The following is a 26498-nucleotide window of genomic DNA, read 5'->3' on the forward strand; positions in this document are numbered from 1 at the left end:
AGCGAAGGACATGGACGGCACCGTGGTGAACGTGGCGGGCGCGGCGGGTAACCGCACGGTGACGGGCGTGGCGAATGGCGCAGTGAACGCATCGAGCGTGGATGCGATCAACGGCAGCCAGCTGTACGGCGCGGCATCGAGCACGGCCGAGGCACTGGGCGGCGGTTCGACCGTGAACGCAGACGGTACGCTCAGCGCACCGAGCTACAGCGTAGGCGGCACGACGGTGCATAGCGTGGGCGATGCCGTCACGAACATCGACGGTCGCACCACGCAGAACACGGAGGACATCACGAAGCTGCAGACCCAGGTGGGCGATGTCGGCACGCAATTGTCCGGCGCAGTGCAGTACGACCGTAAAGCTGACGGCTCGGTGAACCTCGGTGCCGTGACGCTGGGTGGAGGCCAGAGCACGGGTCCGGTGATCCTGACCAACGTTGCCAACGGCGCGAGCCAGTACGACGCGGTGAACTTCGGCCAGTTGTCGGCGTTGCAGGACCAGGTGACGGATCTTAACGGGCAGGTCTGGACTCTGGGCAGCCAGCTGTCCAACGGCCAGCCGGGCAGCTCGAATTCTGATGCGTCGAATGGTCCGTCTTCGGGCGGCGGCAACGACGCGGTGGTCAACGCAGCAGCGCCCGGTATCGGTGCGGCCAGCACGGTGGCTGGAGCGGGCGCGGCAGCCTCGGGCGACAACGCGACGGCAGTCGGCGCCAACGCAGCGGCAAGCGGCGTCAACTCGACGGCGATCGGCACGGGCTCGCAGGCCGCCAATGCGAACTCGGTGGCGTTGGGCCAGGGTTCGGTGACGGATCGCGACAACTCGGTGTCGGTGGGTTCGGCCACTCAGCAGCGTCAGATCACCAACGTTGCAGCGGGTACGGCGGACACGGATGCGGTGAATGTCGGTCAGATGAACAGCTCGGTTGCGCAGGGCGTGCAGCAGGCCAACAACTACACCGATCAGCGTATCAACGCCACCAACCAGGCAATCAACGACGTCGCGAAGAACGCTTATGCAGGCATCGCAGCGGCAATGGCAATGCCGAACATGACGCCGTCGGGTCCGGGCAAAACAATCGTCGCGGCGGGAGGCGCGACTTATAAGGGTGGTAGCGCGGCAGCAGTAGGCGCCACGTATCGCTCGAGGAACAACAAGTGGCTCGTCAACGCTGCGATGTCGGTCACTTCAACTGGCGATGCAGGTGTACGTGCGCAGGTTGGCTACGAGTTCTGATAGCCGTGTAACGCAAAAAGCAGGAGACCTGTCAGTCGAATAGTTGTTGAGCGAGTGTGTTGAAGGAGTCTTGCCGTTCCCGGCAAGACTCCTTTTTTGTTTGGTGCGCCCATCATGGGCGCATTCCTGCGGTGCAAGTTCCGCCATCAGCTGGTCAGCGCTCGAAAAATCCCGCATCAGCCCACTCCGAGCCACTCCCGCATCACATCGTCACGCGACAAAAACGACGCAAGCGCGCCGTCGAACACGATCTCGCCATGCCCCATCACCGCGACCCGGCTCGCGATGTCCTGCGCGATCACGAGTCGCTGCTCGATCAACAGGATCGCGATACCCCGTTCGCGCAACGCGCGCAGACAATCCGCGACCTGTAGCATCACGAGACTCGCGAGCCCTTCGCCGGGCTCGTCGATCAGCAGCAGATCGGGGTCGCCGAGCAGCGCCCGCGCGAGCGCGAGCATCTGTTGCTCGCCGCCCGACAGCGCGCCGGCGCGCGTGCGCTTGCGCTCGGCCAGCACGGGGAATAACGCGTAGGCATCGTCGAGCGTGAAACGCGGCGCGCGGCCGCGCGCACGCGACGCGGCACCCGGCGCGATGCCGAGCAGCAGGTTTTCATGGACGCTCAGCGCGGCGAACACATCGCGATGCTCGGCCACATAGCCGAGCCCGAGCCGCGCGATCTCGAACGTGCGCAGCCCGGCGAGCGAGCGTCCCGCGAAACGCAGTTCGCCCTCGCAGCGCACGAGGCCCATGATCGCGCGTGCGAGCGTCGAGCGGCCCGAGCCGTTGCGGCCGACCAGCGCGACCACTTCGCCGGGCGCGATGCTCAGCGTGGCGCCGTGCAGCGCCTGGCTCGCGCCGTACCATGCGTTCAGGCCGCGGATGTCCAGCAGCGCGCTCATCGGCCTGCTCCGCGGTCCGGGGCGTCAGCCGAGCGCGCGTCTGAGCCGGCATCGAAGCGCTCACCCAGATACGCGGCCCGCACCACCGCGTCCGCCCGAATCGCGGCCGGCGACCCGCTCGCGATGATGCGCCCCTGCACCAGCACCGAAATCCGATCGGCGATCGCGAACACCGCGTCCATGTCGTGCTCGACCATCAGCAGCGTGCGGCCCGCCGTGGTATCGCGGATCAGCTCGATCGCGCGCGCCGCCTCGGCGCGGTTCATGCCTGCGGTCGGCTCGTCGAGCAGCAGCGTGTGCGCGCCGCCCGCGAGCGCGATGCCGAGGTCGAGCGCGCGCTGCTCCGCGTAGCTGAGCGTGCCGGCCGCGACGTCGCGGCGCGGGCCGAGGCCAACCGCGTCGAGCACGTCGGCGGCGTGCGCATCGACCGCGGCGGTGCCGGTCAGACGCTGCCACCAGCGCGTGCGATCGCGCTCGGCAAGCTGCGCCGCGCAGCGCAGGTTGTCGAACACGGACAGCCGCGCGAACACGCTGGTGCTCTGGAAGCTGCGCGCGAGGCCGCGGCGCGCGATCGCGGCCGGCGCGAGCCGCGTGATGTCCGCGCCGAACAGATGGATACGCCCCGCGCTCGGCCGCGCGCCGCCGCCGATCAGGTTGAACAGCGTCGATTTGCCCGCGCCGTTCGGGCCGATCAGCGCGTGGCGCTCGCCGGGCTCGATCGCGAGATCGACGCCGCGCAGGATCGCCGTCGCGCCGAAACGCTTTTCGATGCCGTAGAGCGCGAGTGCGGGGATCATCGTGCGGCTCCGGAGGATCTTGCCGCGCGTGCGTGCGCGGTGACGCGTGCATGCGCGCGCAGCGCATGGCGTGTGGACAATGCAGCCAGGGCGGCGAGCGCAACAAGTGCCAGCGCTAGAGGAAGCGGCGACAGCGCCGGTGCAACGGGGACATCGGCACTCGCACCGGCGCCGAACCATGCGCTAAACGCCGCGCCTTCGTCCGCACCGAACTGCGCCGCATAGGCCCACTGCACCGCGATCACGATGGCAGCGAGCCACAGCAGCCCCGCCGCCGCGCTCCACAGATACGCGGCCCGGCAACCACGCCAGCCATAGGCCGCAATCCGCGCCACCTGCCGCGACGTAAAGCCAGCAAGCCCATCCGGCGCGGCCATCACGACGACGACAAAGAACAACCCGAGATAGAACAGCCACGCCCGCGTGACACTCGCGACCACCACGCTGAAAAACGTGATCACGATCGCCCCCGCGACCGGCCCGAAGAAAGCGGCCGTGCCCCCGATCACGGTCGCGATCAGCACCGCGCCCGAACGCATCATGCCGACGCCCTCGGTCGACACGAGTTCGATATTGATCAACCCGAGCGTCCCCGCGATACCCGCAAAAAACGCCGACAGCACGACCACGCCATAGCGAACCCGGCGCGGATAGCAGCCGATCGCCGCCGCGCGCGCCGGGTTGTCGCGCACCGCGTTCGCGAGCCGCATGAACGGCGTGCGCGACAGCGCAAACATCGCGATGCTCGCGACGACGCACCACAATGCGATCAGCGCATAAGCCTCGCGCGCCGGACCGAAGCTCCAGCCGCCGGGCAGCGGCCCGCTCGCGCGATCGATCGCGACGCCCGCCTCGCCGCCGAACCAGCCCGGCAGCGTCCATGCAGCCGCGACGAGGAGCTCGCCGAGACCGAGTGTGATCATCGCGAACGCGGTGCCGGCACGGCGCGTCGCGATAAAGCCGAACAGCACGCCACACAGCGCGCCGCCGAGGCCGCCGACCACCGGCAGCAGCACGAGCGGCACGCCGCCTGCGTTGAACACGCGCGCGGCGATCAGCGCGCCGAGCCCCGCAAACGCGGCATGTCCGAACGACAGCAGCCCGGTCTCACCTAGCAGCAGGTTGTACGACAGCGCGAACACGATCATCGTCGCGCTTTGCGCGAGATAGGCGAGCAGCCAGCTGTGCGGCCAGATGAAAGGCGGCACGGCCAGGAAGATGACGAGCGCGAGCCACGGCGCGAGCGCGCGGCCGGGGCTGCAAGGCCGCACCCCGCTGTCCATCGCATCTGACGACCCGCTCCGCTTACGCATGATCGTCACGCCGTCCGAACAGCCCGCGCGGCCTCATCGCCAGCACCGCGACGAGCAGCAGGTACGGCAGCAGCGGCGCGACTTGCGCGAGCGTCAGCGCGTCCCATTCGGGCGGCAGCACCGCGCCGGCGAGCGACATCGCGTCGCCCAACGACAGATCGCTCGCGACCGCCAGCGTCTGCACGCACCCCACCAGCAGCGACGCGACCAGCGCCCCGCTCAGCGACCCGAGCCCGCCGATCACGACCACGACGAACACGATCGAGCCGAGCGACTCCGCCATCGCCGGCTCGATCACGAACAGCGGCGCGCCGATCACGCCGGCCAGCGCGGCGAGCGCGGTGCCGGCCGCGAACACGCCGGTGAACACGCGCGGCACGTTGTGGCCGAGCGCTTCGACGGCCTGCGCATGCGTGAGCGCGGCGCGCACGATCAAACCTGTCTTCGACACGCGCAGCATCGCGACGAGCGCCGCGAGCATCGCGAGCGACACCGCCATCATGAACGCGCGATAGCGCGTGAACACCGCGCCGTACAGCGAGAACAGCGGTCCGTCGAGCACGGCCGGAATCGTCGCCGACAGCGGACTGAGCCCCCAGCCGAGCTTGACCAGTTCGCCGAGCAGATACGCGGCGCCGAACGTCAGCAGCAGCTCGGGCAGATGACCGTGCCCGCGCACGCGCCGCAGCAGCCAGCGCTCGAGCGCCGCGCCGAGCAGACCGACGACGAGCGGCGCGACTATCAGCGCGCTCCAGAAACCGGCGCGCGCCGCCACCGAAAAGCCGACGTACGCGCCGAGCATGTAGAAGCTCGCATGCGCGAAGTTGAGCACGCCGAGCATGCTGAAGATCAGCGTCAGCCCGGCCGACAGCATGAACAGCAACAGCCCGTAGCTCAGGCCGTTGAGCAGAGTGATGATGAACGACTGCACGCGTCTAGTCCGCCGGTCCGGTGACGCACAAAGGTTCGAGTGCCGCGCGCAGTTCGGCGGGCAGGTTCACCGGACGGCGCGTTGCGCGATCCACGTAGACGTGCACGAAATGCCCCTGCGCGGCGGGCGCGGCGGCGTCGTCGCGGAACAGCCCCACCTCGTAGCGCACGCTCGACGTGCCGAGCCGCGCGACTCGCAAGCCCGCGTCGATACGATCGGGAAACACGAGCGGCGCGAAGTAGTTGCACTGCGTCTCGACGACGAGCCCGATCGTCGCGCCGTGCTCGAAATCGAGCACGCCCGCGCGGATCAGATACTCGTTCACGACGGTGTCGAAATAGCTGTAGTAGACGACGTTGTTCACGTGGCCGTAGACGTCGTTGTCCATCCAGCGCGTGGTGATCGACAGGAAATGCGGATACGCGGCGCGGCCGGCGGGGGCGGGTTTGTTCATCGGAGGTGGCGGTTGGTGGATGCGAGGATGCGGGGCTGCCTCACAGCGACTCGGTCAGCATGCGGCGATAGTCGTCGGCGCTCGCCTCGCGCGGATTCGTGCGGTGGCAATGATCGAGCAGCGCGCCCTGCACGACCTTGTCGAACATGCTTTCGTCGACGCCCATCTGCCTGAGGCCGGTCGGCAGGCCGAGCCGCGCGGTCATGTCGAACAGCGCCTGTGCGAGATCCGCATGCTCGGGCACCCCCATCACGCGACGCATGCGCGCATAGCGACGCTCGGCCACCACGCTCGGCGCGCGCTCGTTGAAGCGCAGCACCGCGGGCAGCACGACCGCGTTCAGCGTACCGTGATGCAGCGACGTGCGGCCGTTCACCTTCAGGCCGCCCAGTGGATGCGACAGCGAATGCACACAGCCGAGGCCCTTCTGGAACGCCATCGCGCCCTGCATCGACGCGCTCATCATGTTCAGTCGCGCCTCGCGATCGCTGCCGTCCGCGCACGCGCGCTCGATGCTGTGCCACGCGCGTTCGAGACCATCGAGCGCGATGCCGTCGGCGGGCGGATTGAAGGCCGGCGCGAGGAAGGTCTCGATGCAATGCGCGATCGCGTCCATACCGGTCGCGGCGGTCAGCCCCGGCGGCAGGCCGAGCGTGAGACCAGGGTCGCACAGCGCCGATTTCGGCAGCAGACTCCACGAATGAAAACCGAGCTTGCGGCCGTCGTTCAGAATCACGATCGCGCCGCGCGCGACTTCGCTGCCGGTGCCGGCCGTGGTCGGAATCGCGATCAGCGGCGCGACGGCGTCGGTGATCTTCGCGCTGCCGCCTTCGATCGTCGCGTACTGCGTGAGCGGCCCCGGATGCGTGGCCGCGATCGCGACGCCCTTCGCAAGATCGATCGACGAGCCGCCGCCCACCGCGATCAGCCCGTCGCAGCCTTCGTCGCGATACAACCGAGCCGCCGCGAGCACCTTTTCCTCGGTCGGATTCGACGGCGTGTCGTCGAACAGCGGCACGTCGCCGAGCTTCAGCGCGTCGAGTGCCTGCCGCACGATGCCGGCCGCGACGACGCCCTTGTCGCTGATCACCAGGGGCCGCTCGATGCCGATGCGCGCGCACTCGGACGACAGTTGCGACAGTGCGTCGTAGCCCAGATGAATATGGGTCAGGTAGTAGATGTAGGCCATGCCGTTGCTTCTCCCTGAGCGTGCGCTCATTGACCGCTGATTGACGTGGATGATCGGTTCGGTAATGCGTCGATGGCTGTGCTGTGTCGGGTAGTGTCTCGTGTGCTGTGGGCTGTCTCTATGTTGGCTGCGTTGTCCGCGTTGTCTGTGTGCTGGCTAATGTTGCGGTTCGATGGCTGGAGCGCTTCACAGCCCCGGCCGCTCGACGAATTCGAACGGCAAATTGCGCCGCCGCATCCATTCGCCGAGCGCTTGCCCCGTGCCCGCGCGCCACGGCCGCAGCTTCGCGGGCTCGACGAGCTGGTATTCCAGCAGTTCCGGCGACAGCGCGATCGTCCCATGCGCCTTCACGTGATACGCGATGATCAGCTCGTTCTTGCGGATGAATTCGTACACGCCGATCAGCTCGACCGACTCCGCGTGCAGTGACGTCTCCTCCATCACTTCGCGCGCGATGCCCTGCTCCGGCGTCTCGCCGTTTTCGAGGAAGCCGGTGATCAGCGCGAACCGGCCCTCGGGCCACGCGGCATTGCGCGCAAGCAGAATCTTGCCCTCGTACTCGACGATCGCGGCGACGACCGGCAGCGGATTATTCCAGTGCACGTAGCCGCACTCGGTGTCGGGACAGATCTGACGGACGCGGCCACCGTCGTGCTCGGGGTCGGTGCGTTCGGTGAGAGGCTTCGCGCAGCGGGGACAGAATCGATACTCGGTCATGGCGGGGGACGTCTCTTTGTTTCGTGTTTTTTGGCGGGTCGTAGTGGAGTGACTTTGTGTGTGCCGAGTGGTGCGTCGAGGCGCCGTTTGTTACCCGGGTTCCGGCAGCTTCACGCGTCTTCGATCACGCGACGCAAAGTTCGCGCACGTCGGCGGCGAAACGCTCGACCGTTTCGGGCTGCGTGTCCCACGCGCACATCAGCCGGCAACCGCCCGCGCCGATGAACTCGTAGAACTTCCAGCCACGCGCGCGCATCGCCTTCGCGGCATGCGGCGGCAACTGCGCGAACACCGCGTTCGATTCGCTCGGAAACATGATGCTCACGCCCGGGATTTCCTGCAACCGCGTCTCCAGCAGGCGCGCCATCGCGTTCGCGTGACGCGCATTGCGCAACCATACGTCGTTGTCGAGCAGACCGAGCCAGGGCGCGGAAATGAAGCGCATCTTCGATGCGAGCTGGCCCGCCTGCTTGAGCCGATAGGCGAAATCGTCGGCGAGCGCGCGGTCGAAGAACACCACCGCCTCGCCGACCGGCAAGCCGTTCTTGGTGCCGCCGAAGCACAGCACGTCGACGCCCGCGCGCCACGTGATTTCGGACGGATGCACGTCGAGCGCGGCGACCGCATTCGCGAAACGCGCGCCGTCCATGTGCACCTTCAGATGACGGCGCTTCGCGATCGCGGCGATCGCGCGCACTTCCTCGACGCTGTAGACGGTGCCGACCTCGGTCGACTGCGTCAGCGTGACGACCTTCGGCTTCGGATAGTGGATATCGGCGCGCCGCGTGACGATGGACTCGATCGCATCGGGCGTGAGCTTGCCGCCGATGCCCGGCGCCGTCAGCAGTTTCGAGCCGTTTGAAAAGAACTCCGGACCGCCGCATTCGTCGGTCTCGATGTGCGCGAGTTCGTGGCAGATCACCGAGTGGTACGACTGGCACAGCGACGCGAGCGCGAGCGAATTGGCCGCCGTGCCGTTGAACACGAAGAACACTTCGCAATCGGTCTGAAACAGGTCGCGCAGACGGTCGCAGACCTGGTTGGTCCAGGAGTCGTCGCCGTAGGCCGGCTCGTGGCCGCTGTTGTTGGCGGCGATTAGCGCGTCGAGCGCTTCGGGACAGATGCCGGCGTAGTTGTCGGACGCGAAATGTTGCATGGTCGAGCGACGCGCCCGGCGACAGGCGCGAGGAAATGACGGAAAGCGGTCATTTTAGTGCGCTCGTGCGAGATTTGTTTTCGGGTGCTAGCTGCAACCGCAATCCGGCATGCGGCCACGGCGCGGGCCGCGCGGCACGCGCATTACCGCGATCAGTCCCGCCGCCCCCGCCAGCAGGGCGCCCGCGGCGAGCCACAGCGCCAGCGAAAACGATCCCGTGTGGGCGGCAATCGGCGCGGCGACCAACGGACCCGCGATCTGTCCGATACCATAGGCCGCCGTCGCGTAACCCATCAGCCCGGCCGCGTCGTCGCCGCGCAGCCGCCGCGCCTCGCGCATCGCGAATAGCGTGATCGCGGTAAACGGCAGGCCGATCAGAATGCTGCCGAGCGAAAACCCGCCCGCCGTCGGCCACACGATGCCCAATGCGATGCCGAATGCCTGCAGCACATACGAGCCCGCGAGCAGCGCGCGGTTGTCCCAATGCAAGGGCAAACGCGCGGCGAACAACGCGCCGACGATCAGCGCGGCACCGAACATCGGCCAGAACAGGTCCGGCCACGCCGAGCCCGGCAACGCGTGGCGCGCGATGACCGGCAGAAAGGTCGCGGTAATGATGTAGCCGAAGCCCGGGATACCGTAGAGCAGGACCAGCCAGAACGCGTCGGCGCGGCTCGTGCTTGTCGGAACGCCGACCGTACGAGGCGGCGGGTTTGCGCTGGCGCGCGATCCGGCAGCAGGTTTTGCCGTGGCGGCGCTCGCAACGACAGGCCTCGCCGCCGCCACGCGCCGCGTATTCCCGAACACCGGCCACACCAGCGCCGTCAGCACCGCGCCGATCACCGCAAAGCCGATCCATCCGGTCACCGCGCCATAGCCGCCCGCGACGCTGACCAGCAAACCGGTCCCGACGATGCCCACGCCCGGCCCGGTGTAGATGACGCCGCTCCACGCATGCGCGCCGAGTTCGGCGAGCCGCCGCAAGCCCCACTGCGACGCGAACACGAAGGTCCATGCGCTGACCGCGCCGGCGACGAAGCGCACCAGCGCCCATACCCAGAACTGGCCGGTGACGCCCATCGCGAGCGTCAGCAGCACGGTTGCGGCGAGTCCGACGCGCACCATGCGCGCGGGCTCGGCCCGCAGCGCCGCGCACGTCATCGCGCCGACGAAATAGCCGGCGTAATTGAACGACGCGAGCCAGCCGCCATGCTGGATATCGAGGTGCGGCTGGCCGAGCGCGGCGCCGTGCAGCATCAGCGGCAGCAGAGGCGTAAAAGCGAAGCGTCCGATCCCCAGCGCGACGGCCAGCGCGGCCATACAGGCAAGCGCCGCGCGCCGGGCGGCGTGCGGTTCGTGGAAGCGCCGGTACGCATGGGAGGCAAGGTCGTTCATGAGCGGACGGTCAAGCAGCGATGGGGTGAATCCATATTAGCTTGACCTTTCGATCACGAAAAATGAATAATTAGGATGCCATTCATCGCCAGGAGAGAATCGTGGATCTGGCCGCTCTGACCATATTTCGCGCGGTCGTGCGCGAAAACGGCGTGACGCGCGCCGCGGCGAAGCTCAATCGCGTGCAATCGAACGTGACTACGCGCATCAAGCAGCTCGAGGAGCAGCTCGGCACCGAGCTGTTCATCCGCGACGGTCGCCGGCTCGTGCTGACGCCGGCCGGCGAGACCCTGCTGCCCTACGCGGAACGGCTGCTCGCGCTCGCCGACGAGGCGCGTCACGCGGTGCGCGAGGATCGCCCGAGCGGGCGTCTGCGCCTCGGTACGATGGAAAGCGTCGCGGCGACGCGTCTGCCGGCCCTGCTCGCGCAATATCACCAGCAATGGCCGGCCGTCGAACTGGAGCTGGAGACCGGCACGACCGGCAGGCTGATCGAGCGCGTGCGCGAGTTCGAGGTCGACGCGGCACTAGTCGCTACGCCGCTCGATCCCGCCACGCTCGGCGATGTGTTCGAGACCGTGCCGATCTTCCACGAGGAACTCGTGATGCTGACGCCGCGCGGCCATCGGCCGATCCGCGAAGTGCGCGACATTGCGCTATCGACGCTGATCGCGTTCGAGCGCGGCTGCGCCTATCGCGCGTATATCGAGAAGTGGTATCTGGAGCACGGCATGCGGCCGGAGCGCGTGCTGGAACTTGGCTCGTATCACGCGATCGTCGCGTGCGTGGCGGCTGGTGCGGGCGTTGCGGTCGCACCGCGCTCGGTGCTCGATCTACAGAGTGACACGAGCAATATCGCGGTGCACGAGTTGCCCGATATCGGCATCATCGACACCTTGCTGGTCTGGCGACGCGGACATTTTTCGTCGGCGCTCAATGCGTTGCGGCGCGCGCTGGTCGCATCGCAAGAAGGGACGGCCGACGCGGATGCGGCGGCGTCCGTGGTTGCGAACGTGGTCTGATCGTTGAATCCGCGCCGGCAACCAGGCTCGACGCAAGCCGAACGGCTTCAGCAAAAGCAAAGGGGCCACGCAGCGCGCCGATCTTGCTGGCGCGCTGCGTGGCCCCTTCGTCGAACCCGGCTGGACTTCGCGTCGAGCCGGACTCAACCGACCATCAGTTTCAAAGCTGCCCTTCGACCCAGCCCTTGACGCCCGCGAGCGCCGCCGGCAGGTTGGCCGGCTCGGTACCGCCAGCCTGCGCCATGTCCGGACGGCCACCGCCCTTGCCGCCCACCTGCTGGGCCACGAAGTTGACCAGCTCGCCCGCCTTGACCTTCTTGCTGGCGTCGGCGGTCACACCGGCGATCAGGCTGACCTTGCCGCCTTCGACCGACGCGAGTACGATCGCCGCGCTCTTCAGCTTGTCCTTGAGCTTGTCGACCGTTTCGCGCAGCGTCTTCACGTCCGCGCCTTCGAGCGTCGCCGCGAGCACATGCACGCCGCCGACTTCGATCGCCTGACCCGCGAGCTCGTCGCCCTGGCTCGACGCCATCTTCGACTTCAGCGCGCTCAGTTCCTTCTCGAGCGCCTTCACCTGGTCTTGCACCTGGCCGATGCGCTGCGTGAGTTCCGCCGGTTGCGCCTTCAGCAAGGCCGCGGCCGCGTTGACCCGCGCCTCGAGCTCCTGCACGTAGCGCACCGCGTTGTCGCCGGTGATCGCTTCGACGCGACGGATACCGGCCGCGACGCCGCCTTCCATCACGATCTTGAAGAAGCCGATGTCGCCCGAGCGATTCACGTGCGTACCGCCGCACAGCTCACGCGAGAAGCCGAGGTCGAGCACGCGCACTTCGTCGCCGTACTTTTCACCGAACAGCGCCATGGCGCCGCCCTTCACCGCATCGTCGTACGACATCAAACGCACGATACCGGGCGCGTTCGCCAGCACTTCCGCGTTGACGATTTCCTCGACGCGGCGGATCTGTTCGTCCGTCATCGGCGCGTTGTGCGCGAAGTCGAAGCGGGTCTTGTCGGCGTCGACGAGCGAGCCCTTCTGCTGCACGTGCGAACCGAGCACCTCGCGCAGCGCCTTGTGCATCAGGTGCGTGGCCGAGTGGTTGCGCGCCGTGCGAGCGCGGCGCACCGCGTCGATTTCCGCCTTGACGACGTCGCCGACCTTCAGCGTGCCCTGCTCGAGCGTGCCGTGATGGCCGACCACGTCGGCCTGCACCTTCAGCGTATCGGCAACGGCAAAGCGCGTGCTGGCGTTCGCGAGCACGCCCTGGTCGCCGACCTGGCCGCCCGACTCCGCGTAGAACGGCGTGTGATCGAGCACGACGACGGCCGGCTGGCCGGCTTGCACCTGCTGCACCGACGCGCCGTCCACATACAGCGCGACGACCTTCGCGTCGTCGAAGACGATTTCCTCGTAGCCGTGGAACGTGGTCTTCGCGCCCGAGTACTCGAGGCCCTGGGCCATCTTGAACTTGCCCGCCGCGCGCGCCTGCTCGCGCTGACGCGCCATCGCGTCGTCGAACGCGGGTTCGTCGACCGTCACTTCGCGCTCGCGGCAGACGTCCGCGGTCAGATCGAGCGGGAAGCCGTAGGTGTCGTGCAGCTTGAACGCGAGTTCGCCGTCGAGCGTCTTGCCACCCTTGGCGTCGAGATCGGCCAAGGCGGCTTCGAGAATCGACATGCCGTGCTCGATCGTCTCGAAGAAGCGCTCTTCTTCCTGACGCAGCACGTCGGTCACGCGCTTCTCGGCCTGTGCCAGTTCCGGATAGGCGTCGCCCATCTGCGCGACGAGGTCGGCGACGAGGCGATGGAAGAACGAACCCTTCTTGCCGAGCTTGTAGCCGTGGCGGATCGCGCGGCGCACGATGCGGCGCAGCACGTAGCCGCGGCCTTCGTTGCCCGGAATCACGCCGTCGACGATCAGGAACGAGCACGCGCGGATGTGATCGGCGATCACCTTCAGCGAGTTGTTGGTCAGATCGGTCACGCCGGTTTCGCGGCCGGCGGCTTGAATCAGCGCCTGGAACAGGTCGATCTCGTAGTTGCTGTGCACGTGCTGCAGCACCGCGGCGATACGCTCGAGGCCCATGCCGGTGTCCACGCATTGCTTCGGCAGCGGCGTCATGTTGCCCTGCGCGTCGCGGTTGAACTGCATGAACACGAGGTTCCAGATTTCGATGTAGCGGTCGCCGTCTTCCTCCGGCGATCCCGGCGGGCCACCCCACACGTCCGGGCCGTGGTCGTAGAAAATTTCCGAGCACGGGCCGCACGGGCCGGTGTCGGCCATCTGCCAGAAGTTGTCCGACGCGTAGCGCGCGCCCTTGTTGTCGCCGATGCGGATGATGCGCTCGGCCGGCACACCCACTTCCTTCGCCCAGATGTCGTGCGCTTCGTCGTCTTCCTGGTAGACGGTGACCCACAGCTTGTCTTTCGGCAGCTTGTAGACCTCGGTCAGCAGTTCCCACGCGTAGTGGATCGCGTCGCGCTTGAAGTAGTCGCCGAACGAGAAGTTGCCGAGCATCTCGAAGAACGTGTGATGACGCGCGGTGTAGCCGACGTTCTCGAGGTCGTTGTGCTTGCCGCCGGCGCGCACGCTGCGCTGCGCGGTCGTGGCGCGCGAATACGGACGCGATTCCGCGCCGAGGAACACATCTTTGAACTGCACCATCCCCGAATTGGTGAAGAGCAGCGTCGGGTCGTTGCCGGGCACGAGGCTCGACGAACGGACGATCGTATGGCCCTTCGATTCGAAGAACTTGAGGAATTTCTCGCGGATATCAGCGGCTTTCATAGCGTGCGGGGGACGGTCCTGACGGTTCCTGACGAAGACTGGCGGTCGGTGGGATGCGCCAACTGTCTGTTTCTTTAAACGACTGATTATACGGGATCGGCACGCGCGCGCGGCACTGCGCGCCGCCTGGCCGGCTATCCGGCCAGGCCGGCATGCGCCCGCTGCGACACTCGCGTGTCCGATCGTCCGATCCGCGCTATGACGTTCGGCTGACTGCGCCCGCGAGCGGGAATCGCTTAAGATGACTTCCACGAAACTTCGCGCGAAATGGCGCATGGCGGCTCGCCGCGCGGCCCGCAACCATCAGGAGACATTCAGAACATGGGCGCTCTCAGTCACATCCGCGTGCTGGATCTCACCCGCGTGCTCGCCGGTCCGTGGTGCGCGCAGACGCTCGCCGATTTCGGCGCCGACGTCATCAAGATCGAACGCCCCGAGGTCGGCGACGACACGCGCCACTGGGGGCCGCCGTATCTGCGGACGCCGGACGGCGCGGACACGCGCGAAGCCGCCTACTATCTCGCGGCGAACCGCAACAAGCGCTCGGTCACGCTCGACATCGCGTCGCCCGAGGGACAGAGGATCGTGCGCGAACTGGCCGCGCAAAGCGACGTCGTGCTCGAAAACTACAAGGTCGGCCAGTTGAAGAAATACGGCCTCGACTACGAATCGCTCAAAGCGGTGAAGCCCGACCTGATCTACTGCTCGGTCACGGGCTTCGGGCAAACCGGGCCGTATGCGCAGCGCGCCGGTTATGACTTCATCGTGCAGGGCATCGGCGGCTTCATGAGCATCACCGGCGAGCGCGACGGCCAGCCGGGCGGCGGCCCGCAGAAGGCCGGCGTCGCGATCGCCGACCTGATGACCGGCATGTACTCGACGATCGCCGTGCTGACCGCGCTCACGCACCGCGACCGCACGGGCGAAGGCCAGTACATCGACATGGCGCTGCTCGACGTGCAGGTCGCGATGCTCGCCAACATGAACTCGAACTACCTCGCGAGCGGCCAGCCGCCGGTGCGCTGGGGCAATGCGCATCCGAACATCGTGCCCTACCAGACCTTCCAGACGAGCGATGGCTGGATCATCGTCGCGGTCGGCAACGACGGACAGTTCCGCAAGTTCGTCGAGGTGGGCGGCCGCCCTGAACTCGCCGACGACGACCGTTTCGCGACCAACCCCGCGCGCGTGCGCAACCGCGAACTGCTCGTGCCGATGCTCGCGGACATGGTCCGTCTGCAGGGCAAGCTGCAATGGATCGCGGCGCTCGAAGCGGCCGGCGTGCCGTGCGGGCCGATCAATAACCTCGACGAAGTGTTCGACAACGAGCAGGTGGTCGCGCGCGGTCTTCAGGTGGCTCTGCCGCATCCGTCGGGCGGCACGGTCAAGCTCGTGCGCAATCCGATCAACATGACCGGCACGCCGCCGCAGGCGCTGAGCCATCCGCCGCTGCTCGGCGAGCATACCGAGCTTGTGCTGCGCGACCTGCTCGGATACGACGCGCAGACGATTGCGGAGTTGAAGCGAAAAGCGGTGATCTGATCGACGAGGCGGCGAGACTCAGCGCGGCGCCCTTAGCGAAGCCAGCCAGCTGCGCCCCTCGTCCCAATCGCCGAGGCCGCTATCGGCGTTGATGTGGCCACGCGCGCCAATCTCGATCCAGCGGCTGCCCCACGCGTTCGCGCAGGTTCGTGAAAACGGCACGCCGCCATACGGATCGTCGCTGCTCGCCACGACGATCGTCGCAAACGGCAGGCGCTCGAGCGGCACCGGCGCAAAGCCGGTCGCGTCCCGCGGGAAATGCGCTTCGGCCGGATCGGGCACGGCGACCAGCAGTGCGCCGGCCACCTTCGCGAGTTGCGCCGCGCTCGCGTACTGCGAGGCCCAGAACGCCGTGGTCAGACAGCCGAGGCTGTGAGCGGCGAACACGACCGGCGCGTCCAGGGAGTCGAGCGTGGCGGCCAGCGCGCGGCACCAGGCGTCTCGCGAAGGGTGGTCCCAGTCCGGCATCCGCACGCGGACGAACGCGGGATCGAGCGCTTGCCAGCGCGTTTGCCAGTGGCCTGGGCCGGAGTCCAGATAGCCCGGCAGTACGAGTGTGGTTGGTTGTTGTTCGGTCATCGTGCTTCCCCGTGTTTGGCTTATGGCCCGCTCGCGGGATAGCGCGGCGGGGCGTCTACCGTATCACGCGCGCCACGCCGGCACCACGGGGATCGCTCGCTGGCTCGGGTGTCGCGCCGTTCACGCGGATCATCTGCACGTCGCCGTTGAACGGCTGCTGCTCGACCGTATAGCCGAGGTCCTTCAATTGCGTGGCGAGCTCTTCCGGCGCGGGATGGTACGGCTCGAAGTAGATCGTCTTTTGCGGCAGCAGCTGATGATGGAAACGCATTGCGGCGAGCGCGTCCGTCGGCGCCATGTCGAAGTCGGACAGATTCGTCATCACCTGAAAGATCGTCGTCAGGATGCGCGAGCCGCCGGGCGTGCCGATCGCTAGCGCGATCTTGCCGTCCTTCATCAGCAGCGTGGGCGTCATCGACGAAATCGGGCGGCGGCCCGGCGCGATCGTGTTCGGCTCGGCGTCGGCGGCGCCAGTTGCCGAGACCGCGCCCGACGCGCCCGTCGCACCGGCGCCGGCCGGCTTGATGAGGAAATCGTCCATCGCATCGTTCAGCAGGAACCCGCCGCCGTCCACCACGACGCCCGAGCCGAAATCGCCGTTCAGCGTGTAGCTGTTCGACACAGCGTTGCCCCACTTGTCGACTACCGAGAAATGCGTGGTTTGCGGCTTTTCCGTCGCCGCGGCGCCGTCGACGCCGGGCTTCTCCGGGGCCGCTCCGGGCGCTTCGCCGGTTTTGACTTCGGCCGCGCGCTGCGCGAGGTAGGCGTCGTCGATCAGCTTCGCGACCGGTACCGGCGATGCGTCCGGGTCGCCGATATAGCGCTGCCGGTCAACGAATACCCGATCCTCGATCTGCGCGATCAGATGGATGTACGGCGCCGAATTCAACGCGAGACCGTCGAACGCCGGCTGCAGAGCGGCCCGCATTTTCAGCAACTGGATCAGCCCGATGCCGCCCGAACTCGGCGGTGGCGCGGTGATCACGCGGTAGCCGTGCCAGTCGGCCGCGAGCGGCTCGCGCCAGAGTGCCTTGTACTGGCTCAGATCCTGGCTCGTGATCAGGCCGTGGCCGTACATCTGCGCGGCGATCATTTGGGCCGTGCGGCCCTCGTAGAACTCGCGGCCGCCGTCGCTCGCGATCCGCCCGAGCGTCTGCGCGAGTTCGGGCTGGCGCAGCGTCGCGCCCGCTTTGAGGTTGCCGAAATAGGCGTCGAAATTGGTCTTGCTGGCGAAGCTCTTCGCAGCCGCGTCGCGTCGCTGCTGCAGCCGCGGGTCGACCTGGAAGCCGTCGGTCGCGTAATGGATCGCGGGCGCGAGCACCTGCTTCCATTTGAGCTTGCCGAAGCGCCGCTGCGCTTGCCACATACCATCGACCGTGCCCGGCACAGCCGCCGCGCGATGCCCGACCGTGCTCATGCCCGGCACCGCGTTGCCCTTGTCGTCGAGGTACATGTCGCGGGTCGCCTGCTGCGGCGCGCGCTCGCGATAGTCGAGAAAATACGGCTTACCGTCGACCAGCAGCGTCATGAAACCGCCGCCGCCGAGGTTGCCCGCATCGGGCCGCGTGACGGCGAGCGTGAAGGCCATCGCGACCGCGGCATCGACCGCGTTGCCGCCTTCGGCGAAGATCTGCTGCGCGGTGTCGGCGCTGTAGCCGTCCGGCGCGGCGACGGCCGCCCCATCGAGCGCCGGCTTCGGCGGCGGTGTTTTCGCAGCGGCGGACAGCGGCGCAGCCACGTTCACGGCCAGCGCGGCAAACCAGGCCGAAGCGAGCACGCGACGGGTACGGCAAGAAAAGCTGGCGCTAGCCAAAGCGCGGGCGGAAGGCGCGCGAAACGCGCCGTGCGTCGGGATAGACATCCGAGAAAACTCCGGCAACGAGGCGAGCATGGCGCACGAGCAGAGAAGCCTCGTGCAAGAAGATGAAGAACCGCGTGGACGGCCCGGGCAAGCCCGCCCCGCGCAAAGGCCCAGCACAGGTGCGCGGCCGCGCGCAGCAGCGCATCCTAAGTCGGCGCGCAGCCGGCCGCCAACCCGTTTTACCTCCTGTTACAGCCCCGCGCGCCTGCTTCGGTCACTGCGGCATCCGCGCCAAACCCGCCCCGCTGTTGGCTGCGCGCCGCAAGCGCCTGCCGCGACCGGGCTCGTCAGGTAGAATTGACGGCTAAGCGGGCGCATTGCGCGCCCCCACGGACTCTCATCTTCTCGCATGAATACCGAACGCAAAGACGCTGACCGCAACGACGCGCCCGCGGCATCCAATTTCATCCGCAACATCATCGACGACGACAACCGCACCGGCAAATGGAGCCAGCGCGTCGAAACGCGCTTCCCGCCGGAGCCGAACGGCTATCTGCACATCGGTCACGCGAAGAGCATCTGCCTGAACTTCGGCGTCGCGCGCAGCTACGGCGGCGTGTGCCATCTGCGCTTCGACGACACCAATCCGGAGAAGGAAAGCGTCGAGTACGTCGAGTCGATCATCGACTCGGTGCGCTGGCTCGGCTTCGAATGGGAAAAGGACCGCACCGAGCATCTGTACTACGCGAGCGACTACTACGACAAGCTGTACGAGTTCGCCGAGCTGCTGATCCAGCGCGGCAAGGCGTACGTGGATAGCCAGTCGGCCGAGGAAATGCGCGCGAACCGCGGCTCGGCCACCGAAGTCGGCACGCCGTCGCGTTTCCGCGAGCGTTCGGTCGAGGAAAACCTCGACCTGTTCCGCCGCATGAAGGCGGGCGAGTTCAAGGAAGGCGAGCACGTGCTGCGCGCAAAGATCGACATGTCGTCGCCGAACTTCAACATGCGCGACCCGGTCATCTATCGCATCCGCTTCGCGCATCACTACCGTACCGGCGACACCTGGTGCGTGTACCCGATGTACGACTACACGCACTGCATCTCGGACGCGCTCGAAAACATCACGCATTCGCTGTGCACGCTCGAATTCGAAGATCACCGCCCGCTGTACGACTGGATCCTAAACGAGCTGGCCGAAGCCGGCATCTTCAAGCGTCCGTTGCCGCAGCAAATCGAGTTTTCGCGCCTGAACCTGACCTATGCGATCACCAGCAAGCGCAAGCTGCTGCAACTCGTCAACGAAGGCCATGTGGAAGGCTGGGACGACCCGCGCATGCCGACCATCGTCGGCGTGCGTCGGCGCGGCTTCACACCCGAATCGATCCAGCTGTTCTGCGAGCGCATCGGCGTGACCAAGGTCGACTCGTGGATCGACATGAGCGTCTTCGAAGGCGCGCTGCGCGACGATCTCGACGAGAAGGCGCCGCGCATCGCCGCGGTGCTCGATCCGGTCAAGCTGATCATCGACAACTTCCCCGAGCGCCTCACCGAGCCGTGCCACGCACCGGTGCATCCGCATCATCCGGAACAGGGCGTGCGCGAGTTTCCGATTTCGCGCGAGCTGTGGATCGAGCGCGAGGACTTCACGGAAACGCCGCCGAAGGGCTACTTCCGCCTGTTCCCGGGCAACAAGGTGCGCCTGCGCTACGGCTACGTGATCGAATGCACGCACGCGGACAAGGACGAGAACGGCAACATCGTCGCGGTGCACTGCAACTACTTCCCGGACAGCAAATCGGGCACCGAAGGCGCGAACAACTACAAGGTCAAGGGCAACATCCACTGGGTCAGCGCGGCGGCCGCGTGCCCGGCCGAAGTGCGCATCTACGACCGGCTGTTCAAGGAACCGCAACCGGACGCCGGCGGCCGTGACTTCCTCGAAGCGCTGAATCCGGACTCGAAGCGCGTGGTCCAGGCCTACCTCGAAACCGGCGCGCGCCATGCGCTGCCGGAGCAGCGCTACCAGTTCGAGCGGCATGGCTACTTCGTTGCCGACCGCGTCGATTCGAAGCCGGGTAAGCCCGTATTCAACCGCATCGTCAGTCTGCGCGACAGTTGGGGCAAGCCGGCCTAAATTCGCGTCAGCGACGGCCCGGCGCTGCCGGGCCATCCGGGTTGCAGGATGTTAGATCGATAATCACAGCGCGCTCGCCTGGGCGCGCCGGTCCGGGAGGCCCGATGAAGGTTGCAGGCCGCTGCGGGGAAGGGTCTGAAGGTATGGTTCGGGTCGCACGGGGCCCGCGCGGCTCAGCCATGCCGCATCTCGTGCGCGGCATGCACCGCGTGCTGCTTGCGCTGACCGCCTGCGGCGCGGTCGCGTTCGCCGGCCCCGCCCGCGCGGATGAACTGACCGGTACGCTGAAAAAGATCCACGACGACGGCGTCGTCGTGCTCGGCGTGCGCGAGGCGTCGATCCCGTTCTCGTACTTCGACGGCAAGCGTACGGTCGGCTACTCGCAGGCGATCGCGATGCAGATCGTCGATGAAATCAGGAAAACGCTCGGCATGGCGCAGCTGCGGGTTCACGAAATCACGGTGACTTCGTCGAATCGCACGCCGATGCTGCTGAACAATCAGATCGATCTCGAATGCGGCTCGACCACGCACACGGTCGAGCGCGAAAACGTCGCCGCGTTTTCGGACAGCCTTTTCCAGTACGCTGTGCGCATGATCACGCGCAAAAACAGCGGCATCACCGACTTCCGCGATCTCGCCGGCAAGCCGGTCGTGACGACCGCGGGCACGTCCGACGAGCGCCTGCTGCGCAGCCTCAACACCGAGAAGCAGCTGAACATGCGCATCATGAGCGCGCGCGACCATCAGGAAGCCTTCAGCGCAATGAAGGACGGCCGCGCGGTGGCGTTCGTGATGGACGAGCCGATCGTCTACGGTTTCAAGGCGACCGACCCGCATCCCGACGATTTCATCGTGACGGGCACGCCGCTCGGCTACGAGGTGTACGCGTGCATGTTCCGCAAGGGCGACGAGCCGTTCCGCGCGCTCGTGAATCGCGTGATCGTTCGCTCGCAGACGTCCGGCGACGCCGAGCGTCTGTACCGGCAGTGGTTCACGCAGCCGATTCCGCCGCGCGGCATCAATGTCAATTTCCCGCTGTCGGAGCAGAACCGCGCGTTGTTCGCGCATCCGAACGACCACGCGCTCGATTGAACGCAGCCTGCGCCGTCTATAGCGAGCGGTGCAGCTCCGCGAGCGACAGCGTCGTCTCGAAGAGCCGCGTCAGACTACGGCTCGCATAGTGCGGGACCTCGTCGATCGACGCCCAGCGGTAGTCGTCCATTTCGGGGATCAGCGTGCCGTCCGAGCGGCGCGGAAACAGCGACGTGCAGGTGCAAGTGCTCAGATCCAGTTCGCCGGCACTCGCGCGCGCCGCGAACAGATGCAGGTCCTTGTCGCGCCGGTAGACGAACAGACCGAGATCCTTCAGCCGACCAGCCTCGAGCGCGATGCCGGTTTCCTCGACCATCTCGCGCAGCGCGGTCACGTGCGGCGCCTCACCGTCCTCGCCCTGCCCTTTCGGAATATCCCAGTGCGTCGTTTCGGTGGCGTGCGCGAGCAGCACGCGCCCGTCGGGATCGAGCAGCACGATGCCGCATGAAACGATTCGCGGGCTCATCGCTTCTGCAGTTGCCAGGCGCCGCCTACCTTGCAGAAGTTCGGACGCAGGTTCATCGATTGCCCTTTCGCATTGAGTACGACGCCGAGGATGCGGCAAGTGCGCCCGCCGTCGTTCGAGGTGCTGTCCATCGTGATGGTCGCGTCGATCTTCACGCTATTGCCGGTGCCGTCGTTGACCCACGTGAAACTGTCGCCGTCCTTTCTGTCATTGAGCGCGCTCATGACCGCGTGCTTGATCGAGTCGTTGTCGCGCTGCTTCATGTAGGTGATCGGTGTGTCGTTCAGAAAGGCGAGGTTCGCCGCTTGCGCGCCGATCGCCGCGCCGAGCAGCAGGCTCGCGGCACTGAGGTGGAACAGCACACGGGTTCGCGTCGACATGTGGGACTCTCCTCGAAGTGCGCACGGCGGCTTTTGATCGTGACCTCAAAAGCATAGCATGCACATTTCTGCGGGCCGCGCGCCGTCGACGCGGCCATCAACGCGTGGCGGCCGTCCTCTGCAGGCGGAACGTGTTGACGACGTCGCGCAGCATCTGCGCCTGCTCCTGCATCGACTGCGCGGCGGCCGCCGCCTGCTCGACCATCGCCGCGTTCTGCTGGGTGGTCTCGTCCATCTGCGCGATCGCGAGATTGACCTGCTCGATGCCGCGGCTCTGCTCGTCGGACGCGGCGGAAATCTCGCTGATGATGTCGGTCACGCGCTTCACCGCATCGACGAGCGAATCCATCGTGCCGCCCGCCTTCTCGACGAGCGCCTTGCCGCTGCCGACGCGCGCGACCGAATCTTCGATCAGCGTCTTGATCTCCTTGGCCGCATCGGCGCTGCGGCGCGCGAGATTGCGCACCTCGCCCGCGACGACCGCGAAGCCGCGGCCCTCCTCGCCGGCGCGCGCGGCTTCGACGGCCGCGTTCAGCGCGAGGATGTTGGTCTGAAACGCGATGCTCTCGATCACGCCGATGATATCGACGACGCGCGCCGAACTCGCCGCGATGCTCTGCATATTCGCGACGACGTGCTGCACGGCTTCGCCGCCCTCGCCCGCGAGCTGCGACGCGGAGTGCGCCATGCGGTTGGCCTGCAGCGCGTTGTCGGCGTTCTGCTTGACGGTCGCCGTCAGCTGCTCCATGCTCGCGGCCGTCTCGCCGAGCGACGACGCCTGCTGTTCCGTGCGTGCCGACAGATCGAGATTGCCCGCGGCGATCTCTTCCGCCGCGACCGTGATGGTTTCCGTACCGCCGCGAATGCGCCGGATCGCGTCGGCGAGGCGGCTTTGCATGCGCTGCATCGCGAACAGCATGCTTTCCTGATCGTTGCCGGCCAGTGTGACCGGGCACGACAGATCGCCGTCGGCGATCGTCTGCGCGACGCTCGCCGCGTAGGCGGGCTCGCCGCCGAGACTGCGCTTCACGTTGCGGATGATCAGCACGAGCGCGATGGTGCTGACGCTGCCGATCATGAGGATCGTCAGCAGATAGCGCAGCAGATCGGCGCGGAACGCCGCGTCGATATCGTTCACGTAGACGCCCGAAATCAGATACCAGTCCCACGCGGCAAAGCGCTTGACGAAGCTGATCTTCGGCACGTGCTCGTTGTGGCCGGCAAGGCGTCCCATGTAATCGACGAAGCCCTGCCCCTTCGCCTGCGCAACCTTGACCATCTCGACGAACAGCAGCTTGCCGTCGGTGTCCGCGTAGTGCGACACGTCCTTGTTGCGCAGATCGGCGAGCACCGGATGCATGATCACGACCGGCGTCGCGGTCGTCACGATCATGTAGCCGCTGCCGGGGTAGCGCATCACGGACAGGCGCGCCAACGCCTGCTGGCGCGCCTGTTCGGGCGTCAGCTCGTGCTGGTCGGCGCGCTGCGCGTAGTCGGCGACGATGCCGTACGCGGTCTCGACGACGTTCTGCACCGCCGACTTGCGCTCGGCGAGCATCGTCGAGCGCGACTGCCACGCGGCCCAGCCGCCGAGGCCGAGCAGGCCGAGCCACGTGATCAGCAACGCGAGCCAGAGTTTGGTGTTGAGGCTGAGTCGGTTCACGCTGATTCCTCCATCGCGGCGCGTCAAACGGTTCTTTCGAACTAACGGCGTCGCACGAGAATTCCTGAGTCCGGGAAACACCCGAAGCGAGCCGTTCGATGATGGAAATGACACCGTGCGTGTGGCGTCGGGGGCCTGCTGATCGTCAGGGGGTCCCGCTTGCCAATATCAGCTGCTCGCCGATCCGGGCAGCAGTCTCGCGGTGATCATGAACGATGGGCGGATCTACAGGAACACGCTCGGCATGGCGCGTTCAAATGATCCGAGCGAGGTGCGCAAAAAACCGCAAAAAGACAAAAAAGGGTTACAGGCGCGAGGCATGTAACCCTCCGATGATTCTGGTACGGCAGGAGGGGCTCGAACCCCCGACCCTCGGCTTAGAAGGCCGATGCTCTATCCAGCTGAGCTACTGCCGTATGGATCGCTATCTGCATGAAACCGGCACTCGTGGCGAGCCGCCCAATTTCGCACAAACTAAAATTCTAACTGACCTGCAAGCAACCGGGCCCGGATTATAACCGATCGCTCGCCGCGCTCAGACCGGCTGCGGATGCAGCATGAACCAGCCGAGGAACACGATCCCCGCGATCGCGCAGTACAAACCGAACGACGCGAGACGTCCGCGCCCTTCGAAATAGCGCATCAGGAAACGCACGCTCAGGTACGCGGCGATCGCGGTCAGCACGCCGCCGAGCACCGCGTCGGCAAGCTGGCTCGGCGCGTGAAGCAGCTTCGGCAGTTCGAGTACGCCAGCCGCGAAAATGATCGGCGTGCCGAGCAAAAACGAAAATTCGGCGGCTTTCTCGGTGGTGAGTCCGGCGGCATTGCCGGCGATCATCGTCAGGCCGCTGCGCGAGAAGCCCGGAATCAGCGCGCCGACCTGCGCGAGGCCGACGAAGAACGCCTGACGGAACGTCAGCTTTTCCGGCGCCCGATGCGCGCGTGCGCGTTGCAGGCGATCGCCGAACCACAGCAGCACGCCGTTCACGATCAACGCAAACGCGACGATCCGCAGATCGTGAAAAATCGCTTCGAGGCGCTTTTCCAGCACGAGGCCGACGAGACCCGCCGGAATCGTACCGATGATCAGCGCCCACATCATGTGACCGTCGTCGTTGCGGCGGCCGCCGAGCGACGCGAAGAAACCGCGCACCAGTGCACACCAGCGCGCGCGGAAGTACCACAGCAGCGCGAACGCGGTGCCCAGATGCAGCGCGACGAGGAACGGCAGCAACTGCGGCGCATGCTTGTCGATGTGCATGTCGAACACGGCTGGCACGAGCAGCGTGTGGCCAAGGCTGCTCACCGGAAACAGTTCGGTCACGCCTTGCAGCACGCTCAGAAAAATCAGAAACGACAGGTTCACGCGGCGGTCCTTGTAAGGAAAGTGTCGGGAAACTGCGCGCCGCACAAAAGGGAACCCGGCGCGTCGAAAAGCGCACCGATTATGCCTGGCTGCACAGTCAGCGCCAAGCGGTTAGACCACATTCGGGGAAATATTGACGCACTGCGTCACAACTCGACACCGTTGTTACGCAAGAGCAAGGAAGCGGGCGGTGGATTCGTCGGACGCGTACCGCGACCGCAGAGGAATGAACCAGCGGGATCAGCGCTTGAGCGAGTGGAAGAAGTAGTACGTGCTAGCCGTGAATATACCGAACAAAGAAACCGCCATTGCCATTGCGAGATCCATGATGCCTCCTGAGCCGATTCGCCCGGGAGTCGGATTGACCGGACGCTCGGACGCATTATCAATAGGATTCGCCTTTTTCCGACACCCGCAATTTCCCGGGAAGGGTTTCCCCGTAGCGCAAAGCAGCGCAAAATCGCGGTTTCACCGCGCGTGACGCAGTCGCGGCAAGTGGCGCAAAACGCCGCTTCAATGCGGATGCAACGGTCGACGCACCCGGCCCCTTTGCACGACCCTCAACCTCTATCAGGCTACCTACTGACCATGCCCCTCTCCCCGGAACAGGACATTCTCGAGATCGCCCAGGACGCCTCCGTGCTCCGCTTTTCGCCGCAAGCCGGCGGCCGTCTGCTGTCGTGGACGATCGACGGCGAAGAGGTGATCCACTGGCCCGAGCACGCCGACTGGAGCGTGCCCGCGCGGATCCGCGGCGGCAATCCGCTGCTGTTTCCGTTTCTCGGCCGTCACTTCGTGGACGGCAAGATCGGCTATTGGCGTGACGCGCATGGCACCGCGCGCGAGATGCCGATGCATGGTTTCGCGCGCGACCTGCCGTTCGAGCCCCACGCCGACGTGCATGGCGCCGGCCTGCGCATGGTTCTGACCGACAGCAAAGCGACCCGCGCCGTCTACCCGTTCGGCTTTCGCTTCGAGGCCGCCTACGAGCTCATCGATCCGCGCACGCTCGAAGTGACACTGACCACCACCAATACCGGCCACACGCGCCTGCCGTACTACGCCGGCCATCACTTCTACTTCACGCTACCGCACACGCAGCGCGCGCAGACGACGATCGAACTGCCGCCCACCGAGCGCTGCCGTCAGCTCGGGGATGGCTCGATCAGCCCCGCCGAGCCGGGCGAAGCGAGCTACACGCTCGACGAAGACCGCATCTACGACCGCTTCCATTGCCTGACCGGCACGCCCGATCAACCGGTGCGGGTCGAGGCGCCGGGCATCAACCGCGTGATTACGATCGATCTGCAGCGGCCCGGCTCGGTGCCCTGGTACTCGGTCACGACGTGGACCGAAACGCCGCAGTCGGACTTCTACTGCGTGGAACCGTGGCTCGGGCTGCCCGATGCGATCCATAACGGCCGCGGGTTGCGCTGGCTCGAGCCGGGACAAACCGAGACGGCGGCACTGCGCATTACCGTCGAGAAGACCAGCTGAAACGCCGACGCCGGAAGCGAGCCGCTCGAAGCGGCCGCCCGCCGCCTCGCCCTCCTCGCCGGGGGGCGCAACACAAAA

General features: G+C 66.5%; 23 protein-coding genes and 1 tRNA gene. 7 read left to right on the forward strand and 17 right to left on the reverse strand.

Features of this window, described 5'->3' with window-relative positions; all coding sequences use genetic code 11:
• Positions 1 to 1237 (forward strand): YadA family autotransporter adhesin (locus tag GCT19_RS27990; protein WP_193727457.1); only part of this gene is annotated, 1237 nt, incomplete at its 5' end.
• Positions 1238 to 1413: 176 nt separating this feature from the next.
• Here GCT19_RS27990 and GCT19_RS27995 read toward each other — a convergent pair.
• The 9 genes from GCT19_RS27995 to GCT19_RS28035 form a co-directional block, all read right to left on the reverse strand.
• Complete coding sequence (locus tag GCT19_RS27995) at positions 1414 to 2139, reverse strand: ABC transporter ATP-binding protein (protein WP_018433488.1); 726 nt, start codon at positions 2137 to 2139, stop codon at positions 1414 to 1416.
• Positions 2136 to 2936: an ABC transporter ATP-binding protein gene (locus GCT19_RS28000; RefSeq protein ID WP_152853749.1), complete on the reverse strand. Its 801-nt coding sequence runs from the start codon at positions 2934 to 2936 to the stop codon at positions 2136 to 2138. The genes GCT19_RS27995 and GCT19_RS28000 overlap by 4 nt, the downstream gene beginning before the upstream one ends.
• Positions 2933 to 4219, reverse strand: a complete 1287-nt coding sequence (locus GCT19_RS28005; protein ID WP_152853798.1) for a branched-chain amino acid ABC transporter permease — start codon at positions 4217 to 4219, stop codon at positions 2933 to 2935. Before GCT19_RS28005 ends, GCT19_RS28000 begins: the two co-directional genes overlap by 4 nt.
• Positions 4220 to 4241: 22 nt before the next feature.
• A complete protein-coding gene (locus GCT19_RS28010) occupies positions 4242 to 5180 on the reverse strand; it encodes a branched-chain amino acid ABC transporter permease (protein WP_018433485.1) in 939 nt (312 codons plus the stop codon).
• 4 nt (positions 5181 to 5184) lie between these two features.
• Positions 5185 to 5634: an acyl-CoA thioesterase gene (locus tag GCT19_RS28015; RefSeq protein WP_152853750.1), complete on the reverse strand. Its 450-nt coding sequence runs from the start codon at positions 5632 to 5634 to the stop codon at positions 5185 to 5187.
• Between the two features lie 40 nt (positions 5635 to 5674).
• On the reverse strand, positions 5675 to 6823 hold the full coding sequence (locus tag GCT19_RS28020; protein WP_152853751.1) for an iron-containing alcohol dehydrogenase: 1149 nt from the start codon (positions 6821 to 6823) through the stop codon (positions 5675 to 5677).
• A 186-nt stretch (positions 6824 to 7009) separates the two neighbouring features.
• Positions 7010 to 7540, reverse strand: coding sequence for an NUDIX domain-containing protein (locus GCT19_RS28025; protein ID WP_013089974.1), 531 nt, complete (start codon positions 7538 to 7540; stop codon positions 7010 to 7012).
• A gap of 124 nt (positions 7541 to 7664) precedes the next feature.
• A complete protein-coding gene (locus tag GCT19_RS28030) occupies positions 7665 to 8696 on the reverse strand; it encodes a threonine aldolase family protein (RefSeq protein WP_152853752.1) in 1032 nt (343 codons plus the stop codon).
• Positions 8697 to 8783: 87 nt separating this feature from the next.
• Entirely contained in the window at positions 8784 to 10091 is a 1308-nt protein-coding gene (locus GCT19_RS28035; RefSeq protein ID WP_152853753.1) for a YbfB/YjiJ family MFS transporter, read from the reverse strand.
• 101 nt (positions 10092 to 10192) lie between these two features.
• On the opposite strand from GCT19_RS28035, the gene GCT19_RS28040 reads away from it, so the two are divergent.
• Positions 10193 to 11113: a LysR family transcriptional regulator gene (locus GCT19_RS28040; RefSeq protein WP_321576884.1), complete on the forward strand. Its 921-nt coding sequence runs from the start codon at positions 10193 to 10195 to the stop codon at positions 11111 to 11113.
• A 160-nt stretch (positions 11114 to 11273) separates the two neighbouring features.
• Here GCT19_RS28040 and alaS read toward each other — a convergent pair whose 3' ends face one another.
• On the reverse strand, positions 11274 to 13898 hold the full coding sequence (alaS, locus tag GCT19_RS28045; RefSeq protein WP_152853754.1) for an alanine--tRNA ligase: 2625 nt from the start codon (positions 13896 to 13898) through the stop codon (positions 11274 to 11276).
• 321 nt (positions 13899 to 14219) lie between these two features.
• Between alaS and GCT19_RS28050 the strand changes: the two genes are divergently transcribed.
• On the forward strand, positions 14220 to 15440 hold the full coding sequence (locus GCT19_RS28050) for a CaiB/BaiF CoA transferase family protein (protein WP_152853755.1): 1221 nt from the start codon (positions 14220 to 14222) through the stop codon (positions 15438 to 15440).
• A gap of 18 nt (positions 15441 to 15458) precedes the next feature.
• Here GCT19_RS28050 and GCT19_RS28055 read toward each other — a convergent pair whose 3' ends face one another.
• The gene (locus GCT19_RS28055) at positions 15459 to 16019 is read right to left on the reverse strand and encodes an RBBP9/YdeN family alpha/beta hydrolase (RefSeq protein ID WP_152853756.1); all 561 of its coding nucleotides are present in this window, start codon (positions 16017 to 16019) and stop codon (positions 15459 to 15461) included.
• 55 nt (positions 16020 to 16074) lie between these two features.
• Positions 16075 to 17880, reverse strand: coding sequence for a gamma-glutamyltransferase (gene ggt, locus GCT19_RS28060; protein WP_152853757.1), 1806 nt, complete (start codon positions 17878 to 17880; stop codon positions 16075 to 16077).
• Positions 17881 to 18229: 349 nt separating this feature from the next.
• Between ggt and GCT19_RS28065 the strand changes: the two genes are divergently transcribed.
• Positions 18230 to 19954: a glutamine--tRNA ligase/YqeY domain fusion protein gene (locus GCT19_RS28065; RefSeq protein WP_018433476.1), complete on the forward strand. Its 1725-nt coding sequence runs from the start codon at positions 18230 to 18232 to the stop codon at positions 19952 to 19954.
• Positions 19955 to 20133: 179 nt separating this feature from the next.
• Positions 20134 to 21048, forward strand: coding sequence for a transporter substrate-binding domain-containing protein (locus tag GCT19_RS28070; protein ID WP_018433475.1), 915 nt, complete (start codon positions 20134 to 20136; stop codon positions 21046 to 21048).
• A gap of 16 nt (positions 21049 to 21064) precedes the next feature.
• On the opposite strand, the gene GCT19_RS28075 is transcribed toward GCT19_RS28070, so the two are convergent.
• The 3 genes from GCT19_RS28075 to GCT19_RS28085 all read right to left on the reverse strand — a co-directional run bounded on the left by GCT19_RS28075 (position 21065) and on the right by GCT19_RS28085 (position 23557).
• Positions 21065 to 21514 carry an NUDIX hydrolase gene (locus tag GCT19_RS28075; protein ID WP_018433474.1) on the reverse strand — a complete coding sequence of 150 codons (450 nt, stop codon included), beginning with the start codon at positions 21512 to 21514 and terminating at the stop codon, positions 21065 to 21067.
• Positions 21511 to 21894, reverse strand: coding sequence for a hypothetical protein (locus tag GCT19_RS28080; protein WP_152853759.1), 384 nt, complete (start codon positions 21892 to 21894; stop codon positions 21511 to 21513). The genes GCT19_RS28075 and GCT19_RS28080 overlap by 4 nt, the downstream gene beginning before the upstream one ends.
• A 97-nt stretch (positions 21895 to 21991) precedes the next feature.
• Positions 21992 to 23557, reverse strand: a complete 1566-nt coding sequence (locus GCT19_RS28085) for a methyl-accepting chemotaxis protein (protein ID WP_321576885.1) — start codon at positions 23555 to 23557, stop codon at positions 21992 to 21994.
• 202 nt (positions 23558 to 23759) lie between these two features.
• Here GCT19_RS28085 and GCT19_RS44440 point away from each other — a divergent pair, with 202 nt between their 5' ends.
• A complete protein-coding gene (locus GCT19_RS44440; RefSeq protein ID WP_265334635.1) occupies positions 23760 to 23882 on the forward strand; it encodes a hypothetical protein in 123 nt (40 codons plus the stop codon).
• Positions 23883 to 23896: 14 nt separating this feature from the next.
• Here the strand turns inward: GCT19_RS44440 and GCT19_RS28090 are convergent.
• Together GCT19_RS28090 and GCT19_RS28095 are read right to left on the reverse strand one after the other, a co-directional pair.
• Positions 23897 to 23973, reverse strand: a tRNA-Arg gene (locus GCT19_RS28090).
• A gap of 119 nt (positions 23974 to 24092) precedes the next feature.
• Positions 24093 to 24923 carry an undecaprenyl-diphosphate phosphatase gene (locus tag GCT19_RS28095; protein WP_018433471.1) on the reverse strand — a complete coding sequence of 277 codons (831 nt, stop codon included), beginning with the start codon at positions 24921 to 24923 and terminating at the stop codon, positions 24093 to 24095.
• Positions 24924 to 25511: 588 nt separating this feature from the next.
• On the opposite strand from GCT19_RS28095, the gene GCT19_RS28100 reads away from it, so the two are divergent.
• Positions 25512 to 26420 (forward strand): aldose epimerase family protein, encoded by a 909-nt coding sequence (locus GCT19_RS28100; protein WP_152853761.1) that lies wholly within the window; start codon positions 25512 to 25514, stop codon positions 26418 to 26420.
• Positions 26421 to 26498 lie beyond the last annotated feature (78 nt).

This window comes from Paraburkholderia atlantica (genome assembly GCF_009362785.1).
Lineage (GTDB): Bacteria > Pseudomonadota > Gammaproteobacteria > Burkholderiales > Burkholderiaceae > Paraburkholderia > Paraburkholderia atlantica.